The 16,688-nt window shown below is 61.7% G+C and carries 18 protein-coding genes and 1 pseudogene; 12 read left to right on the top strand and 7 right to left on the bottom strand.

The features are described 5' to 3' along the window. The first annotated feature begins 110 nt into the window (after window positions 1-110). The 4 genes from VGP39_RS13650 to VGP39_RS13635 all read left to right on the top strand — a co-directional run bounded on the left by VGP39_RS13650 (window position 111) and on the right by VGP39_RS13635 (window position 4,283). Entirely contained in the window at window positions 111-1,463 is a 1,353-nt protein-coding gene (locus VGP39_RS13650; protein ID WP_327568634.1) for an MFS transporter, read from the top strand. A gap of 24 nt (window positions 1,464-1,487) precedes the next feature. Beyond that, window positions 1,488-1,937 carry a cupin domain-containing protein gene (locus tag VGP39_RS13645; RefSeq protein ID WP_327568633.1) on the top strand — a complete coding sequence of 150 codons (450 nt, stop codon included), beginning with the start codon at window positions 1,488-1,490 and terminating at the stop codon, window positions 1,935-1,937. A 172-nt stretch (window positions 1,938-2,109) separates the two neighbouring features. Further along, a complete protein-coding gene (locus tag VGP39_RS13640) occupies window positions 2,110-3,342 on the top strand; it encodes a GNAT family N-acetyltransferase (RefSeq protein WP_327568632.1) in 1,233 nt (410 codons plus the stop codon). Then, on the top strand, window positions 3,339-4,283 hold the full coding sequence (locus tag VGP39_RS13635) for a cupin-like domain-containing protein (RefSeq protein ID WP_327568631.1): 945 nt from the start codon (window positions 3,339-3,341) through the stop codon (window positions 4,281-4,283). The genes VGP39_RS13640 and VGP39_RS13635 overlap by 4 nt, the downstream gene beginning before the upstream one ends. Before the next feature lie 3 nt (window positions 4,284-4,286). Here VGP39_RS13635 and VGP39_RS13630 read toward each other — a convergent pair whose 3' ends face one another. From VGP39_RS13630 to VGP39_RS13620, 3 genes are read right to left on the bottom strand one after another with little or no spacing between them, the layout of a single operon-like run. Next, complete coding sequence (locus VGP39_RS13630) at window positions 4,287-4,571, bottom strand: BrnA antitoxin family protein (protein WP_327568630.1); 285 nt, start codon at window positions 4,569-4,571, stop codon at window positions 4,287-4,289. After that, a complete protein-coding gene (locus VGP39_RS13625) occupies window positions 4,558-4,836 on the bottom strand; it encodes a BrnT family toxin (RefSeq protein ID WP_327568629.1) in 279 nt (92 codons plus the stop codon). The genes VGP39_RS13630 and VGP39_RS13625 overlap by 14 nt, the downstream gene beginning before the upstream one ends. 58 nt (window positions 4,837-4,894) lie before the next feature. Then, window positions 4,895-5,569, bottom strand: coding sequence for a DsbA family oxidoreductase (locus VGP39_RS13620; RefSeq protein ID WP_327568628.1), 675 nt, complete (start codon window positions 5,567-5,569; stop codon window positions 4,895-4,897). 145 nt (window positions 5,570-5,714) lie between these two features. Here VGP39_RS13620 and VGP39_RS13615 point away from each other — a divergent pair, with 145 nt between their 5' ends. Further along, entirely contained in the window at window positions 5,715-5,849 is a 135-nt protein-coding gene (locus VGP39_RS13615) for a hypothetical protein (protein WP_327568627.1), read from the top strand. Here VGP39_RS13615 and VGP39_RS13610 read toward each other — a convergent pair. Together VGP39_RS13610 and VGP39_RS13605 are read right to left on the bottom strand one after the other, a co-directional pair. Continuing rightward, a complete protein-coding gene (locus VGP39_RS13610; RefSeq protein WP_327568626.1) occupies window positions 5,846-6,478 on the bottom strand; it encodes an SET domain-containing protein in 633 nt (210 codons plus the stop codon). The two genes, VGP39_RS13615 and VGP39_RS13610, sit on opposite strands and share 4 nt — an antisense overlap. 300 nt (window positions 6,479-6,778) lie before the next feature. After that, window positions 6,779-7,498, bottom strand: coding sequence for a TetR/AcrR family transcriptional regulator (locus VGP39_RS13605; RefSeq protein WP_414644667.1), 720 nt, complete (start codon window positions 7,496-7,498; stop codon window positions 6,779-6,781). A gap of 107 nt (window positions 7,499-7,605) precedes the next feature. Here VGP39_RS13605 and VGP39_RS13600 point away from each other — a divergent pair. The 6 genes and pseudogenes from VGP39_RS13600 (at window position 7,606) to VGP39_RS13575 (ending at window position 12,942) form a co-directional block, all read left to right on the top strand. Further along, window positions 7,606-8,996 (top strand): annotated as a pseudogene (locus VGP39_RS13600) (carotenoid oxygenase family protein). A 237-nt stretch (window positions 8,997-9,233) separates the two neighbouring features. Continuing rightward, a complete protein-coding gene (locus VGP39_RS13595; protein ID WP_327568624.1) occupies window positions 9,234-9,812 on the top strand; it encodes a hypothetical protein in 579 nt (192 codons plus the stop codon). Between the two features lie 24 nt (window positions 9,813-9,836). After that, on the top strand, window positions 9,837-10,388 hold the full coding sequence (locus tag VGP39_RS13590) for an inner membrane-spanning protein YciB (RefSeq protein WP_327568623.1): 552 nt from the start codon (window positions 9,837-9,839) through the stop codon (window positions 10,386-10,388). Window positions 10,389-10,484: 96 nt separating this feature from the next. Next, complete coding sequence (locus tag VGP39_RS13585) at window positions 10,485-10,781, top strand: hypothetical protein (protein WP_327568622.1); 297 nt, start codon at window positions 10,485-10,487, stop codon at window positions 10,779-10,781. 283 nt (window positions 10,782-11,064) lie between these two features. Beyond that, window positions 11,065-11,493: a DUF2147 domain-containing protein gene (locus tag VGP39_RS13580; protein WP_327568621.1), complete on the top strand. Its 429-nt coding sequence runs from the start codon at window positions 11,065-11,067 to the stop codon at window positions 11,491-11,493. A 177-nt stretch (window positions 11,494-11,670) separates the two neighbouring features. After that, window positions 11,671-12,942 (top strand): hypothetical protein, encoded by a 1,272-nt coding sequence (locus tag VGP39_RS13575; protein ID WP_327568620.1) that lies wholly within the window; start codon window positions 11,671-11,673, stop codon window positions 12,940-12,942. A 29-nt stretch (window positions 12,943-12,971) separates the two neighbouring features. Here the strand turns inward: VGP39_RS13575 and VGP39_RS13570 are convergent, their stop codons facing one another. Continuing rightward, a complete protein-coding gene (locus tag VGP39_RS13570; RefSeq protein WP_327568619.1) occupies window positions 12,972-14,627 on the bottom strand; it encodes a fumarate hydratase in 1,656 nt (551 codons plus the stop codon). A gap of 181 nt (window positions 14,628-14,808) precedes the next feature. After that, on the bottom strand, window positions 14,809-15,378 hold the full coding sequence (locus VGP39_RS13565; RefSeq protein WP_327568618.1) for a hypothetical protein: 570 nt from the start codon (window positions 15,376-15,378) through the stop codon (window positions 14,809-14,811). A gap of 392 nt (window positions 15,379-15,770) precedes the next feature. Between VGP39_RS13565 and VGP39_RS13560 the strand changes: the two genes are divergently transcribed. Continuing rightward, the gene (locus VGP39_RS13560) at window positions 15,771-16,250 is read left to right on the top strand and encodes a hypothetical protein (RefSeq protein ID WP_327568617.1); all 480 of its coding nucleotides are present in this window, start codon (window positions 15,771-15,773) and stop codon (window positions 16,248-16,250) included. The last annotated feature ends 438 nt before the right edge of the window (window positions 16,251-16,688 follow it).

Genomic DNA, 16,688 nt, shown 5'->3' with positions numbered 1-16,688 from the left:
CTCCATGACGTAAATCAAAGTCGTTTTTTCCCGCATGCGGCACGCCGCGACCGGCTTTTGAAAGCCGCCAGCCGGCCGCAATGCCGATAGCGTCGACGATGGAGACAGCCATGAGCACAGCCGAGACGGCCATTTCTCGAACGCAGCCTTTGCCGCCAAACGTCGGTGCAAGCGAGGCGGTGTATTCGAAGGTCAACTGGCGGATCATTCCGTTGTTGCTGATCGCCTACATGATCGCCTACCTCGACCGCATCAATATCGGCTACGCGCAGCTGCAGATGAAGCAGACCCTCCCCTTTGGCGATGCGGTCTACGGAATTGGCGCCGGCATCTTCTTCCTCGGCTATTTCCTGTTCGAAGTTCCGAGCAACCTGCTGCTGGAGAGGATCGGGGCGCGCAAGACGCTGCTGCGTATCATGGTGCTGTGGGGGCTTACTGCAGCTGCGATGATGTTCGTTTCAACGCCGACGCAATTCTATATTGCCCGCTTCCTGCTCGGCGTGTTCGAGGCAGGGTTCTTCCCGGGCGTCATCCTTTACTTCACCTATTGGTATCCGTCGGTACGCCGCGGCCAGGTCATTGCGATCTTCATGTCCGCCACCACGATCATCAGCGTGCTTGCCGGGCCGCTATGCGGCGCCACCCTTAAATACTTTGACGGCGTCAATGGCTGGGCCGGCTGGCAATGGCTGTTTCTGGTGCAGGGCTTGCCGGCCGCGGTGTTGGGCGTGATCATCTATTTCTACTTGCAGGACAAGCCGGCCGACGCGGACTGGCTGACGCCGGCGGAAAAGAACCTGCTGCGTCACAATCTGGAGCATGATCAGAAGGATATCGTCGGCGAGGCCGAGGCCAGCCTTGGACAGATGTTCCGCGACCCAAAAGTCTATCTGCTGTCGCTGGTTTATTTCCTGCTGGTGGGAGCGACCTACACCATGGTGTTCTGGCTGCCGACGCTGATCCAGAGCTGGGGCGTCAAGGACATGCTGCTGATCGGCATCTATGCCGCAATCCCGAATGCGGTCGGTGTGATCGGAATGATCCTGGTCGGCCGCAGTTCCGACAAGCTCCATGAGCGCCGTTGGCACTTTGCCGCTTGCGTGGCCATCGCGGCGCTCGGCCTCGGGATTACCACGCTGATGCAGGGACACCTGGTGGGATCGATCCTGGCGCTATCGTTCGCGGTGATCGGTATAGCGGCCGCGACGCCGATCTTCTTCACCCTCATCACCGAGTATCTGTCGGTGGCGGCGGCCGCGGGCGGCATCGCGCTGATCAGTAGCCTGGGCAATCTGGGCCCGGCCGTGAGCCCGTCGCTCAACGGGCTGATCACGCAGTGGACCGGCAGCACCGCCTACAGCATGTACCTGGTGATGGCGATGTATGTGCTGGCCGGGGTGCTTCTTCTGGCGACGGTGCGCGCAGCCAGGACGACGGAAAGCAAAGCTGCTATGATCGCTTGAGGTGCATTGCAACGGAGCATCAATATGGACGCCATGACGCCAAAAGCCTCTCAGACCGCCGAAACGCATTCCCACCTCGTTCGTCCCGAAAGCATGGAGTGGCAGAAGACGCGTTTCCCCGGCTGCGAGGCCAAGACGCTGCTGTTCGATCGCGCGACCGGGCTGATGACCGCGCTGATGCGGTTTGCGCCGGGCGCGGTGCTGCCCGACCACGAGCATGTCAACATCGAGCAGACCTACGTTCTGGAGGGCAGCCTGGTCGACAAGGAGGGCCCGGCGCAGGGCATCGAATGCAAGGCCGGCGAGTTCATCTGGCGTGAGCAGGGCAGCCGCCACGTCGCATGGTGTCCGCAAGGCGGGTTGATGCTCGCGATCTTCCAGGTCCCCAACAAGTTCTTCGAGGCCGACGGCCGCGTCGTCGATGCCGCGGGCCAGGACTGGGACGAAACCTGGGGCCACGCCGGCAGGGACTGACGCGCACACCGCTCATCGTGAACGCCCGGTTAAGAATACCGTTCAAATTGCCCGGCGAAACCAACGCTATCTTCGAGATTTTCCCATAGCGTCCCGCCCGTGAAAGCGATTGAGCGGACGGCGCCGCACGGGGTCGGCAAGCCTCCCATCCATCGCGCAGGGGATTGGGGACGTGGTCGAAATCGTAAATCCAGCAGCCGTCCGGCGCGCGTCGACGCGAGATGCGGTTGCTCGGCATTCGCCGGCCGCTGCATCGCCCGATAGCGGCGCGCTCACGCCGCTGGCGGCCATTTCTGCCGATCGATGGCGCGCGCTTGCCGATCGCGCCGTCGAGCCGAACGGCTACTATCTGCCCGATTGGGCGCTCGCGATCGACGCCACCGCGCGCAGCCGCACCAACCTCTCCGCGCTCGGCGCATGGAGCGAGGCGACGGCGGAGCCCGGCGCGGCATGCCTGATCGGCCTGATGCCGGCGATCTCGCTGTGGCGCGCGTACAGAATGCCCCTCCCCGCGCTGGTCAGCGGCGATCCCTACGGCACGTTGTGCACGCCCCTGCTCGACCGCGAGATGCCCGACCAGGCGGCCAGCCGGCTGATGGGCCAAGCCCGCGACGCCGGCGCGCATGCCTTGATCCTGCGCGATGTGGCGCTCGACGGCGCCGCCATGAAAGCGTTCACGCGCGTTCTTGAACGCGGCGGCGTGCGCCCACGCCTGCTGCAATCCCATGCGCGCGCCTGCCTCGACGCCAGGCGCGACGCCGACGAACTGCTGCGCGAGGCCCTCGGCGCGAAGAAGCTGAAGGAGTTGCGCCGCCAGCGCCATCGGCTGGCCGAGCACGGCGAGGTCGGCTTCGAGGTGGCGCGGACGCCCGGCGAGGTCGCGCGCGCGCTCGAAATATTCCTCACACTCGAAGCCAGCGGCTGGAAGGCCGAACGCGGCACCGCGCTCGCGCAGGACGCCGGCGACGCCGCCTTCATCCGCCGTGCCGCCGTGGGATTGGCCGAACATGGCCAGTGCGAGATTGCGACTCTGCGCGCGGGCGAGGCGCCGGTCGCCGCCGCGATCGTACTGCGGCACCTGGACTGCGCATTCTATTTCAAGCTCGGCGTCGACGAGCGTTTTGCGAAATTTTCGCCCGGCGTACAGCTGACGCTGGAGGTCACCCGGCGTCTCTGCGCCGACCCAGCCATTGCGATGGTCGACTCCATGGCGGCTCCGGATCATCCGATGATCAACCCGATCTGGCGCGGCCGGCTCGCGATCGGCGATGTGCTGATTCCGCTTGGGCGCTACGATCCGATGGTCACGCTGATCCACGCGGCGATGCATTTTCGACAACGCATCCGCGAGCCCGCGCGCCGCGCCGTCCAATTGATCCGTAAACTCAAGGAGAAACGCACATGAATGCGGCCACCGAAATCGCGCCGGTGATATCAGCTGATAACGAGGCACTGCGGCGCGACTTTCCATTAAAACCGTTCGCGATCCGTCACAAGCTGGCGGGACATCCGCTCTTGAGCCTGCCGCGCATCGCGCAGCTCGCCTCCGAGCTGCCGCGCGACCTGATCGAATATAATTCCGGCAAGGTCGCGATCAGCCAGGACCCGGATGCCATTCCCTCGGTCGATCTCGACCCCGTCGAGGTGGTCAAGCGCATCGAGACCGCCGGCGCCTGGATGGTGCTGAAGCGCGTGGAGAACTCGCCCGCATACCGCAAGCTGCTGGAAGACGCGCTGCTGTCGGTCGCGCGTGCGCGCGGCTTCAACAGCCTGCTCGACGCCGGCTTCGAGCAGGTCGAGGGCTTTGTGTTCGTGTCCTCGCCGAATTCGACCACGCCGTTTCATCTCGACAGCGAGGACAATTTCTTCGTCCATATCCACGGCGAAAAGTTTTTCACCATTTTCGACAACAACGATCGCGCCATCGTCTCCGACGACGAGATCGAGCGCTCGATGACCAAGCACCGCAACCTGAAATACGACGAGAGTTTTGCAGCCCGGGGCACCGAATTTCACCTGTTCGCGGGGGACGGCTGCTACGTGCCGTATCAGTGGCCGCATTGGGTGCGTACCGCCGGCTCCTATTCGATCTCGCTGGCGATCACCTGGAAGACCCGCGAGGTCCGCCGCCTCAACGACCTGCATTTCTTCAATTCGATGCTGCGCGGCATCGGCCTGCCGCAGCCGCCGCCGGGCGCGCAGCCCGCGCGCGACGCACTCAAGCTGGCGTTCTATCGCAGCGTGACCACCGCGATCAAACCGCTGCGCGCCTCACTGGCGATGCGCCGCGTGCTGCGCCGCATCGCGCTCGGCAAGCGCGCGAATTATTATTTGAAGGGGGCGTGAGGACTATCCCACCTTCTTCTTGCGTACGGCGCTCTGCCGGCTGACATGGCGTTTGAGAACATCGCCGATGCGCGACTGGTATCCCGCGCCGGTGCGCTTGAACCAGCGCAGCACCTCGGCATCGAGCCGCAGCGAAACAAGTTGCTTGGGATCATCGGATTTGGGGCGCCCGCGCTGAACGAGCTTGCCGCCGCGATAATGATCGGCGCGCTCGAAAAAATCGTCGGTCAATTCAGGAATCTCGTCATACTCGTGGGGCTGGATGACATGGCGGTCAATCTTTTTCAAATCGCTTCCCAAAACGCGCTTTTTCGCGGGCATTTGCTTTCCTCATCGAGAACACATGCCGTGCATTTCCGCGCGGCGTCCAGACCATGATCACCATGCGTCCGCGGAGATGGCCGACCGTGAGGATGCGCAATTCACCGTAGTCCCGGCGTAGGTCGGGAAAATCGAGCGTACCATCCCGAAAAACCTCGGCGGCATCTTCAAAATCAAGTCCCCGGTCCGCAAGCGTAACGGCGCGCTTGACCGGATCGTAGGTGATCTTCATCGAATTATTGTAGCTACAAATAAGAAATTATCAAGGCGGCGATGGTCGTTCCGCCGGCCTATTCCGCCGCCTGCGCGTTGATCTCCGCCGACACCTGCCGGATGGCGCGGGCGAGTTGCTCGGCGGGCTGGGCGCCGGAGACGGCATATTTGCCGGCGAACACGAAGGTCGGCACGCCGGATATGCCCTTGTCGGAGGCGTCCTTGGCCTGCGCCGAGATCAGTTCGACGTCCTCGTCGGTGGCGAGGCGTTTGCGCACGCTGTCCGCAACCATGCCGATATCGGCCGCGGCCTTCACCAGCACATCGACATCGGTGAGGTCGCCGCCTTCCCTGAAATACAGCTCCATCAGCCGCTGCTTCATCGCGGCGGATTTGTCGCCGGAGGAATCGTGCTCGGCCCAGTGGATCAGGCGATGGCAATCGGTGGTGTTGGGCTGGCGCTTGACCAGGTCGGGCCGGTACAGCAGGCCCTCTTCGCCGGCGGCGGCGACCACCCGGCCCGCAATGCCCTTATAGGCTTCGACCGAGCCGAACTTCGTGGTGAGGTATTGGTCGCGGCTGATGCCCTCGCGCGGCACCCAGGGATTGAGAAAGAACGGCCGCCAGTGGATCTCGACCGGCACCTCGCCCGCCAGCGCCAGCGCGTTCTCGATCCGGCGCTTGCCGATGTAGCACCACGGGCACACCACGTCGGAGATGATATCGATCTGCAGCGGTTTTGGGGTGCTCATTGGAGCGTCCTTTCGAAAGGTGCCCGCGAAAATAAGCCGAACGGGGGCTAAGGCAAGTGCGCCGGCAGCATGGCTGACAACATAACCTCCGCGGTTATTGTGTAAACCGGTCCGGACCAGCGCGGCATAGGCGACCAGAAACGCCTTGCTGTTCAGCGGAGCGGTAACGCCAAAGCTGCTCGGCGGGGCGCTTGTGGCAATGCAGGCGATTGCGGTCGGCGTGTTTGCCGAACTGCAATATCTCGGCGTGCGCCGGAGCGGTGTCGCGCTGCCGGCCTAAGCCGAGGCGCGCCGCGCCTTATTCCCGGATTTGGCCGTCGCGAAAATCGTCGATTTCGCGGCGGCCATTTTCTTAACTGCAGATTTTCCGCCGTGGCCGTTCAGCAGCTTGCCGTTGGCCGCATGGCCGTTCAGCGCGGCCTTGGCTTTCGCCGCTTTCCTCTCGGCCCGCGCCTTGGCGCGTTTTTTCTTCTCGCGCTGCTCGGCGCGCAATTTTTTGCGTTTTTTCTCGCAGGAAGCGCATTTGCAGCCGATCGGCTTCAGGTAGGCCTTGAAGTAATCGGTGCCGTAATCGTAGTTGATCTCTTCGCCCGGCTCGATGTTCTTGATGGCGCGGATCACCACCTTGCGCTTGCGGGCGCTGACATCGGATTCGGCATTCGGCCTGCAGGCGTGGTTGATGTAGCGCGCGACGTTCTTGCGCACCGAACCGTCGATGGTCCAGCGGCCGTTGAGCTCGAACAGGTATTTGTTCTCGATATCTTCGTGCTTCTTGTTCCTGGAATCGAGCAGTGGGCCAAAATACCTGACGATTTTGGCGCCCTTCTTGATCGGTTTGGTGGCGAAGAGGCCAAGCCCGGTGCGGGAACGGCCGACGCGATAAGGCTTGTTCGACGAAATGGCAGGCATGATTGATACGAAACTGGCACGCTAGGTTTAGTGGCGGGGGTCGCGGCGGCTGTTCTAAAACGATTCCGCTGAAATGTCAGGTGTTTCGCGCACCGGCGTCGAACTTTCCCGGATTGCAATAAGCCGGACAGATGGGACCGGTTCGCACCGCTGCCCTACTGAGGCCCCGTCATTGCCGGGCTTGACCCGGCAATCCATCTTCTTCGCAGGACTCTTGCGAAAAATCGGTGGATGCGCAGGCCTTCGCCTCGCCGAAGGGGCTTCGGCCCCGCAGGCGGGTCAAGCCCGCGAATGACGGAGCTAGGGCGGCGCCGGCCGCGCCACGGTCGATCGTAGCATCGCATCCAGCAATTTCTCGGCGTCGGTACCCTCCGGCAACCGGCGCAGGATGTCGGTGAGGCGGCCGTCGAGCAGCAGCATGGTAAAGCCGTGGACCAGCGACCATGCCCGCGCGATCGCGGCGGCCTGATCCAGCGACAGCGCTTCGGCGGCGATGTGCTCCTGGCGACTGGCGCCGATCGCGCCAGCGAGACCGGCAAACGAGGCGCGGGCGGCCGCGTGCAGCGCCGGCCGGGTCATGTCCAGCCGTTCGGTGCGAAACATCAGCCCGTACATCCCCGGATGCGCTTGCGCATAGGCGACATAGGCTTTTGCTCTGGCCATGGCCTTGTCGAGCGGCGAGGGACCGGCGGAATCCGCCGCGGCCATCGCGGCGTTGAACTGGCGAAACCCGATCGCGGCGAGCTCGCTGACCAGGCCGGTCAAATCGCCGAAATGATGCGTTGGCGCCGCATGCGACACCCCGGCTTCGCGCGCCACCGCGCGCAGGGTCAGCCCCTGCAAGCCGTCGCGCTCCAGCACCTTTTCGGCCGCCTTGAGCAGCGCCTCGTGCAGCGCGCCGTGATGATACGGGGCTTCCTCGACCGGCTTCCCCTTCGGAGCGGACCGCCTGGACACGACAGCCTTCGCAGCCTTGCGGCTCGCCGGATGGGTACGGCGGATTCTCGATTGTCTAGCCATTCGCGCTTATAAGCCGTGATTTTTACACTGTAAAGATTTCGCTTGACCGGCGTCGCTGCAGGGGATACTTGATCTTTACGATGTAAAGATTAGCGCGGGAGCGACTGATGCGGCAGGAGACCACCAAGCCGGCGCGGACCAATCTGGCGCCGATCCCGTTGGAGGGCGACGCCCCGTTTCTGAAGATCGAGGGCGAACTGCCACGCGGCCTCAGCGGCACGCTTTATCGCAACGGCCCCAATCCGCAATTCGACGCGCCGGGCGCGCACTGGTTTGTCGGCGACGGCATGCTGCACGCCTTCCATCTGCAGAACGGCCGCGCCGGCTATCGCAACCGCTGGGTCCGCACGGCGAAATGGCAGGCCGAGCACGACGCCGGCCGCGCGCTGTTCGGCGGTTTTGGCGGCCGGAAACTGCCGGATGCGCCGCCGACCGACGTCAAGGATACCGGCGTCGCCAACACCAATATCATCTTTCACGGCGGACGCCTGCTTGCGCTGGAAGAAGGCCATTTGCCCACCGCACGCTGAACACCCGCGGCACCTGCAACTACGACGGCCGCATCGCCGGCCCCTTCACCGCCCATCCCAAGATCGACCCCGTCACCGGCGAGATGATATTCTTCGGCTATAACGCCGGCGGTCCGTTCAGCCCCCTGCTCTCGTTCGGATCGGTCGATACAACGGGCGTCGTGACGAGATTCGATCGCTTTGAGGCGCCCTATGCCAGCATGGTGCACGATTTCATCGTCACCGAACGCCATTTGCTGTTTCCGATCCTGCCCATCACCGGCAGCATGGAGCGCGCGATGGGCGGCCGGCCGCCCTATGCCTGGGAGCCCGACAAGGGCGGCTATGTCGGCGTCATGAAGCGCAATGGTGCCGCCGGCGATATCGTCTGGTTCCGAGCCGAGAGCTGCTACGTGTTTCATGTGATGAATGCCTGGGAAGACGGCGACCGGATCATCGCCGACGTCATGCAGTTCGAGGAACCGCCGCTGTTCACCCGTCCCGACGGTTCGCCGCCGGATCCAGCGAAATCGCGCGCACGCTTGTGCCGCTGGACCTTCGACCTTGGCGGCAATACCGACTGCTTCACGCAAACCTATCTCGACGACGTCACCGGCGAATTCCCGCGCATCGACGACCGCCGCGCGGGCCTTGCCAATAAGCATGGCTGGTACGCCTGCGCCAATGCCAACCTGCCGGCGTTCGGCGCGCTGTCCGGCGTGGTGCACGTCGATGGCACGGGATCGCGGCGCGGGCAGTACCTGCTGCCCGCAGGCGACACCATTTCCGAGCCGGTTTTCGTCCCGCGCGGGCCTGGCGCCGACGAGGGTGACGGCTGGCTGCTGGCGGTGGTGTGGCGCGCCCGGGAAAACCGCAGCGACCTTGCGGTATTCAACGCCGCCGACATCGAGACCGGTCCTGCGGCACTGGTGCAGCTCGGCCACCGCGTCCCCGACGGCTTTCACGGCAACTGGGTGGGCGCGGCTTAACTCTTCATGCCCGGGCTTGTCCCGGGCATCCACGTCCTTCTTCCTTATCAGCGGTCAAGACGTGGATGGCCGGGACAAGCCCGGCCATGACGAGCTTTGCCGCCACCAGCTTGATTTATAGGCCAAACCGCCTTCTCCTCACTTTAATTTTGACAGTGTAAAGATTTCGGTTGACCGGTCTCCGATTGCGGCCTAGATGTATCTTTACGACGTAAAGATTAGCCCGCGAGGCATGCTATGACGATATTCCTGATCCTTGCCCCGTTCGGCGCCTTTTCGATGCTGATGCTGCTGACGTCGGCCGCGGTGAGCCTGTTTGCCTCCACCGCGATTTGCCTTGCCGTGATCGGTTATGACCTCGCTCGCGGACGATCGGTAAAGATGCTCGGCGCGGGCTCGGTGATCCTGTTCGGCGCGCTGGGCGGCTATATTATCCTGGTCGACCCCGGCATGGCCAGCTCCGCCGTAAAACTCGCCGTCGATGCCGGCGTGCTGGCAATCGCGCTGCTGTCGCTGGCGATGCGCCGGCCCTTCACGCTGCAATACGCGCGCGAAGTGGTCGATGCCGATACCGCAAGGCTGCCCGGCTTCATGACCGCGAACTACATCATCACCTGGGCTTGGACCGCCGCCTTCCTGCTGATGATGGTGACCAACGTCCTGATGATTTACGTGCCCGGCCTGCCGCTGTGGGCCGGCCTCGCCATCGTGTTTGCCGCCCGCAACAGCGCGGTCTACTTCACCAAATGGTATCCGCAGCACCGCCGTGCAAAATATGGTGCTCCTCCCGCCAGCGCGCTGGTTTCACCATCCTGATCCGTCATTGCAAGGAACACGACGATGAAAGACATATTTGCGAGACTGGGCTCCGACTTCCTCTCCACCATCGTCTTCCTCGTGATCTTTCTTGCGACCGACAACGTCATTCTAGCGACCTCGGTGGCGATTGCAGGCGCGATCGGCCAGGTGATCTACTCCCGCGTCAAGGGCGCGAGCCTCGGCTACATGACCTGGGCAAGCCTTGGCCTCGTCATCGTGCTCGGCGGCGCGACGCTGCTCACTCACGATCCGCGCTTTGTGCTGGCAAAACCCGCGATCGGGCATTTCGCGATCGGCGCAATCATGCTGAAGCGCGGCTGGATGCTGCGCTACATGCCGCCGATCGTCACCGACACCGTACCGGAATACGTCACCATCGCCGGCTATGTCTGGGCAGCGCTGATGTTTGCGCTCGGCGTGGGCGTGATCGCGGTGGCTTCCACCGGCGACATCAAGCTGTGGGCGTTCTACATCTCGGTGGTGGCGATCGGCGCCAAAGTCGCGGCGTTCGCCGTGCAGTATGTCGCGTTCCGCATTCTGGTGACCAACCGGATTCGCGCCGCGCGGGCGTGATCGGAACTGCGCCGCGGCGCCTCGCCTCTTGCGCAGCAGGCTCGTGCTGTGACATGCCTATGCCAGAAGCAACAACGATCACCGAAGGGAAACACGATGTCGGTCGATGGAAACTGGAAAATCACCATGAGCACGCCGATGGGCGAGCGCAACGCGGATCTGACGCTGAAGAGTTCCGGCGGCACGCTGACCGGCACGCAGGGCGCCGACGGCCAGTCCGGCCCGATCTTCGACGGCACCGTCAACGGCGACGACGTCGCCTGGAAAATCTCGATCACCAACCCGATGCCGCTGACGCTGGCCTTCACCGGCAAGGTCGAAGGCGACAGCATCAGCGGCGACATGGGCATCGGCCCGATGGGCAGCTTTCCGTTCAAGGGCGTGCGGGCGTAATCACGAATCTGTCCACGAGTCGTCCCCGCGAAGGCGGGGACCCATAACCCCCGGCGTCGGTGGTGGCGCACGGCAGGCCAACAAGGATACTGGCGGCATCCAGAACATCGGCGGCACGGCGTATGGGTCCCCGCCTTCGCGGGGACGACTCGGGAGATGTAGTCGCGGAAATTGACCCCTCATCCCAAACTCAATTCCTTTGTTAGTCGATACCGCTTGAATAATTTACAACCGATGATAGCATTTGACCGATAGTTGAATTTATTTATCGTCGGCGAATGCAATGGGCCGAGCAAAACTTCTTCCGACAGCGGTTTTCATTCTGGCCGCTATTGCAACTTTTATCGGCGAATGCCGTGCCGCCGACCCTACCGGGTTGTGGCTTTCGGAAAGCGGCAAGTCCCGCTATCGTGTAACCCAATGCGGGACCGGAATTTGCGTGCAGATTGCATGGATTGTCGAGGGACCTAAAGTAACGGACGAAATGAATCCCGACCCGGCCAAACGGCGCCGCCGTGTAACGGGCATCGATGTTGCATCCGACTTCAGAGCCGATGGCGCCGATCGCTGGAAAGGCAGCCTTTACAATTTCAAGAACGGAAAGACCTATCAGGGCCGCGCGGAAATGCACGGCGTCAACCAGCTTAAACTCGCCGGGTGTGTGCTCGGCGGCATTCTATGTCTTAGCCAAACCCTCTCGCGTCTGGAATAGGCGGCGGCACTTATGACGCCGCACCTCTTGACCTGAACTTGATACCATCTTAACGTGTTATTCATTTCGAATACTCCTGCGTTTACGTGCTGCCGGACTGCATCACCTAAAAGCAGCGGCTGTGCATTTCATCCGATAGTCAGGGGACAGCACCCGATTGTGCTGTTGGGGACAGAGTTGTCCGATTCAGAAAGCGACAATTCGGCGCCGCCGAAAGCCGTCAGCTACGGTGAGGTTTGGATTCGCCTCAGGCAGACCGAAAATATCTCGGATTTTCACCAGGTTCTGCTGCTGTTTTCGGCGGCTCTGGGCGCGGACCTCGCGCGCATACCGGGCTTCAACGGGCTGTCCCGATTTGTTGGCAATCTGCTTCACTATTCGGTGGCCTACATTTCACCCGACCTGAGATTCGACTTTCGCCGCACCATCAAGGAATACAATATTGTTCCCATTCTTTCGCTGGGATTTTTTGCGGGACTTATCGTTTCGCTTGGCTATCCGATGTTTTTTGCATGGTGGTCAAACACGCTTTGGCCAGCCTTCTCGACAGCGGCACCACAACGCGTGAGCTTTTTCCAGGATGGAAAAAATCTGCAAATCTATACGCTTGTCTCACCTGCCTATCTCGCTCTTAGCCTGACGATCATCATTACCGCTTTTCGCGGCTGGTTGTTCCTTCCACAAACCTCGGCAACCGGTAATGCGCCGGTGTTGGCGTCGATGTCGCTGGGCGAACCCATTCCGACCCATCGCCTTCTCCACGCGATGTGCATGTTGCTGTTTGTCACACTGATCCCTGTGTGGGTCAATGTGAACCAGTTCCAGTCGATCATGCGAGTGGATCCCTACAAAGACGGATTGTACTGGTTTGTCGACCTGTCCGAGCACGGCGACGTCCGGCTGAACAAGGCCGGTGTCGCATATTCCGTCGTCAATTCCGTCAAATTCATGATCATTTGCGCCGCGGCAGCCTGCTATTTCGCCTCTGCCGCCGAGATGCTGCGGATCGCCTCGTCGGCACAAAGGATTTATCAATCCGGCGAGGAAGCACTTGAAAGCTGGCGTGAGCGGTTGCGCCATTACGCGCTTATCGAACTGCTGGCCAAAGGTCTTATTCTGGTGCTGGCTGTGCACACCTCGATTTTTTCAAAACAGCCATGGCAGCCGCAGGCTAACGGACTGTTGCAGGCGTTGGCCATCCTGGTCGTCGGACTGGGATTGATACCTTTTCCGCGCTATTATTTCGAGCTGCGATGGCTGATGGAGGATCGAAGGCACAGCTCTCGGGACAAATGGCCGGATCTGCGACCTCGGGATTTGAGAGTGTTTTTTGTGTTGCTGTCGACGGTACTGTATTCCAGCGTAGCATTCTTCGCCGTCTGGCTCGACATGAAAGTCGAGCCGTTTGCGCTGCTTTTGGAAACTATAAAAAGGATATGGGGCGGCTGATCGACAGTGCAATCGCCCGGCCGTGCCCCTCACCCCAGATTCAATTCCTTGAAGAAATCGTTGCCCTTGTCGTCGATGATGATGAAGGCCGGAAAATCCTCGACCTCGATGCGCCAGATCGCTTCCATGCCGAGTTCGGGATATTCGACGACCTCGACCTTCTTGATGCAGTGCTCGGCGAGGTTGGCCGCGGCCCCACCGATCGAGCCGAGATAGAAGCCGCCGTGCTTCTTGCAGGCCTCGCGCACCGCGACCGCGCGGTTGCCCTTGGCGACCATCACCATCGATCCGCCCGCGGCCTGAAACTGGTCGACAAAGGAATCCATCCGCCCCGCGGTGGTCGGCCCGAACGCGCCGGAGGCGTAACCGTCCGGCGTCTTGGCGGGGCCGGCGTAATAGACCGGATGGTTCTTGAAATAATCCGGCAGCGGCTCGCCCTGCTCCAGCCGCTCGCGCAGCTTGGCGTGCGCGGAATCCCGCGCGACGATCATGGTGCCCGATAGCGACAGCCTTGTCTTGATCGGATGCTTTGACAGCGTCGCGAGAATTTCCTTCATCGGCTGGTTGAGATCGATCTTCACCACCTCGCCGCCGAGCGCCTGTTCGACCTGCGGCAGGTATTGCGCAGGGTTGTGCTCGAGCTCTTCGAGATAGACACCATCCCTGGTGATCTTGCCCAGCACCTGGCGATCCGCCGAGCACGACACGCCGAGCCCGATCGGCAAGGACGCGCCATGGCGCGGCAGGCGGATCACCCGCACGTCATGGCAAAAATACTTGCCGCCGAACTGCGCGCCGACGCCGAGCGACTGCGTCATCTTCAGGATTTCCTGCTCCATTTCGAGATCGCGGAACGCGTTGCCGTCGGCCGAGCCATGGGTCGGCAGCGCGTCGAGATAACGCGCCGAGGCGAGTTTCACGGTCTTCATGCAGAGTTCGGCCGAGGTGCCGCCGATCGCGATCGCGAGGTGATAGGGCGGGCACGCCGCGGTGCCCAGCGTCAGCACTTTTTCCTTCAGGAACGCCAGCAGCCGGTCGCGCGTCAGCACCGACGGGGTGGCCTGGAACAAAAAGCTCTTGTTGGCCGAGCCGCCGCCCTTGGCCATGAACATGAACTTGTAGGCGTCATCGCCTTCGGCATAGATCTCGCACTGCGCCGGCATGTTATTGGCGGTATTTTTTTCCTCATACATCGACAGCGGCGCCACCTGCGAATAGCGCAGATTGCGCCGCAGATAAGCATCGCGCGCGCCTTCGCTCAGCGCCGCCTCGTCGTCGCCGTCGGAGAGGACGTTAAAACCTTTCTTGCCCATGATGATGGCAGTGCCGGTGTCCTGGCACATCGGCAGCACCCCGCCGGCGGCGATGTTGGCGTTTTTCAGAAAGTCGAACGCGACGAACTTGTCGTTGTCGCTGGCCTCCGCGTCATCGAGGATGTTGCGCAACTGTTTCAGATGCCCCGGCCTGAGGTAGTGATTGATGTCACCAAACGCCGCCTCCGACAGCGCCCGCAACGCCTCGCGCGACACCACCAGCATGTCGCGGCCGAGCACCTTTTCGACGCGAACGCCGTCGGTGGTGATCTTTTTGTAGGGCGTGGTGTCGGCGCCGAGCGGGAATAGCGGGGTGTGGCGATAGGGCGGGACGGGGGTGGCGGCGGACGGGATGGGGGTTGGGGCGTTCATCCGAGATGGCCTTAAATGTTGGACAGAATGGTCTATCTTCTAAGCTCTTTTTTTGGCCCTTTGAAGCGTTCAAAATGCTTCAACCATCGGAATCGAACCCCCCGGCGGTTATGAAACCGAAATCATCTGCAAGTTTTAGAACAGCCGCCGATTGATGAAAAAAATCTAACCTCATCGAGCTCTAAACTCTCTGCTTTGCTGCATCATGCAGTTCCTTGAACAACGCGGCGAGACTACTTTCAAGGGCGCGCTCCACCTTGTATGTGGCGTTCTTCAGATCGCGCAACCGTCCTGCAAGTTGGGGCCAGTGAGCCGACCATCCGGTTGCAGGGATATGTGTGATTTCATGATCGATTTTCTCGATGACCGACCTTAATTCGGTAATAGCCGCATGAACTTCGGGCACGATATCGTATTGTGTATAGAAAAATGCACCGGAAAAGAAATCCGTTGCCGCTCCCCGAATTAAGTCACGAAGTTCGCTCTCCAGATGAGTGGCTTCGCCGATTTCAATTCTTCCCTTAAGAAGATATGGTTCAAAAAACTCTAACCGCTTCTCCCAAACAGGAATCAAACGATCCAATTGCATGCAGCGCTGGAGTTGTTCCGCCAAACCCTCAAATCTCTCTCTTAACTTGGCAATTGCCTTTTCCTGCTCTCCTGAATTTCTTTTGAAGAGTCCGCTACTTGCTTTGCCTACATCCAATAAATTTTTGAGAATCGATACAAGCGCTCCGATCTCGGTAATCATGTGGCTCTCCTTCTGGAGGGCGGAACCGCCCGTCTACACGTTAGCGGGCATGGCCCGGAACAGCCAAATGCAATCTGAGCGATTAGTGCTTAAAAGTATACGTCCGGATTTCGGCCCGAGTGTCGTAGACGACTTTCATACGCCTTGCTGCGAGTGAAGCCGCGCGATGGCCGGGAACTGCCGGCGCTTGTCGCGGGACATCCACATCTTTCTTTGATGCGACCGAAGACGTGGATGGCCGGGACAAGCCCGGCCATGACGCGGGGCTATGACGCTGACGACAATATTCGTCGTTACCGGACTTGACCCGGCAATCCATCTTCCTGAAGAGTCCTTTTTTGATGGATGCGCGGGTCCGGCCCGCGCATGACGAGCGCGCGGGACATTCCACGATGAAATCAATACGAAACGGCGGATGGACCATTTGGGCGATAGCCTTCGCATTGCTCGCAGCCATCGCCCTCGTCTCCCCCGCTTACGCCGACCGCTGCGAGGATATCGCGGGCCAGCTCAAGAACCAGATCGACGGCCTCAAGGTCGGCATCACGGCGGCACGGGTGATCTATCTGTCGCACCCGGACGCCAGGGAGTTGTCGTTGGGCTGCCGCGGCCGCGATTACAGCAATGAACTCTATGCCAAGGCCGACAGCCGCAAGCCGAAGCCGGCGTTTTACGAACTGGTGGCGAGCGCGGCGGCGATCGTGTTCACGGTGACCAAGGACGATACGCTGAGAGGCGCGACCCGCTGCATCAAGCGGATGGGCATTTTGCGCGGCGACAATGTGAAGATGCGCTATCGCCGCCTCGACATGGTGTGCAACCGCACCAGGACCGAGGCTGCGATCGCGATCTCGCGCGGCAAGGACGAGTGAGGATCCTGCGTCCCGGGCGCGACGCGGTGCGAAGTGCCGCTTCGCAGAACCCGGACCCTACCGAACACCGTGCCTTGTGCGGCCCCGGCTCTGCAGCGCACCGCTCGGCCAAGTGCTACGCGCTGCGCTGCGTCCGGGGCACGAAATCTGCCCGTTCACGACATTGTGAATGTATGCCTATCCAACACCCCAAAACCTCCCTTATCCTGCTCGGGTCCTGTTCGATGAGGGAGCGCGTTCTAGAAGCGATCCTTCAGCGGGCAGAGCGAGAGCTGGCTGGACCGGGGCGCCCCGGAGCGGCCGACAGGCTGGTGGCCAAGGTGGAGCGCCGGGAGGTGCCGCGCCCTACGTCACTGGGCGCGCGCGGTGCCTTGCCGCGCGAGGTGGGTACGTTAATCCCGCCTCAAGGGGTGCCCGCTGGTGCCCTGGCGCCTCCCG

It is taken from the genome of Bradyrhizobium sp. (assembly GCF_036009065.1).
Taxonomy (GTDB): Bacteria; Pseudomonadota; Alphaproteobacteria; order Rhizobiales; family Xanthobacteraceae; genus Bradyrhizobium.
The sequence above is the reverse complement of the archived record's forward strand: the minus strand, read 5'-3'. Positions and strand labels throughout refer to the sequence as shown.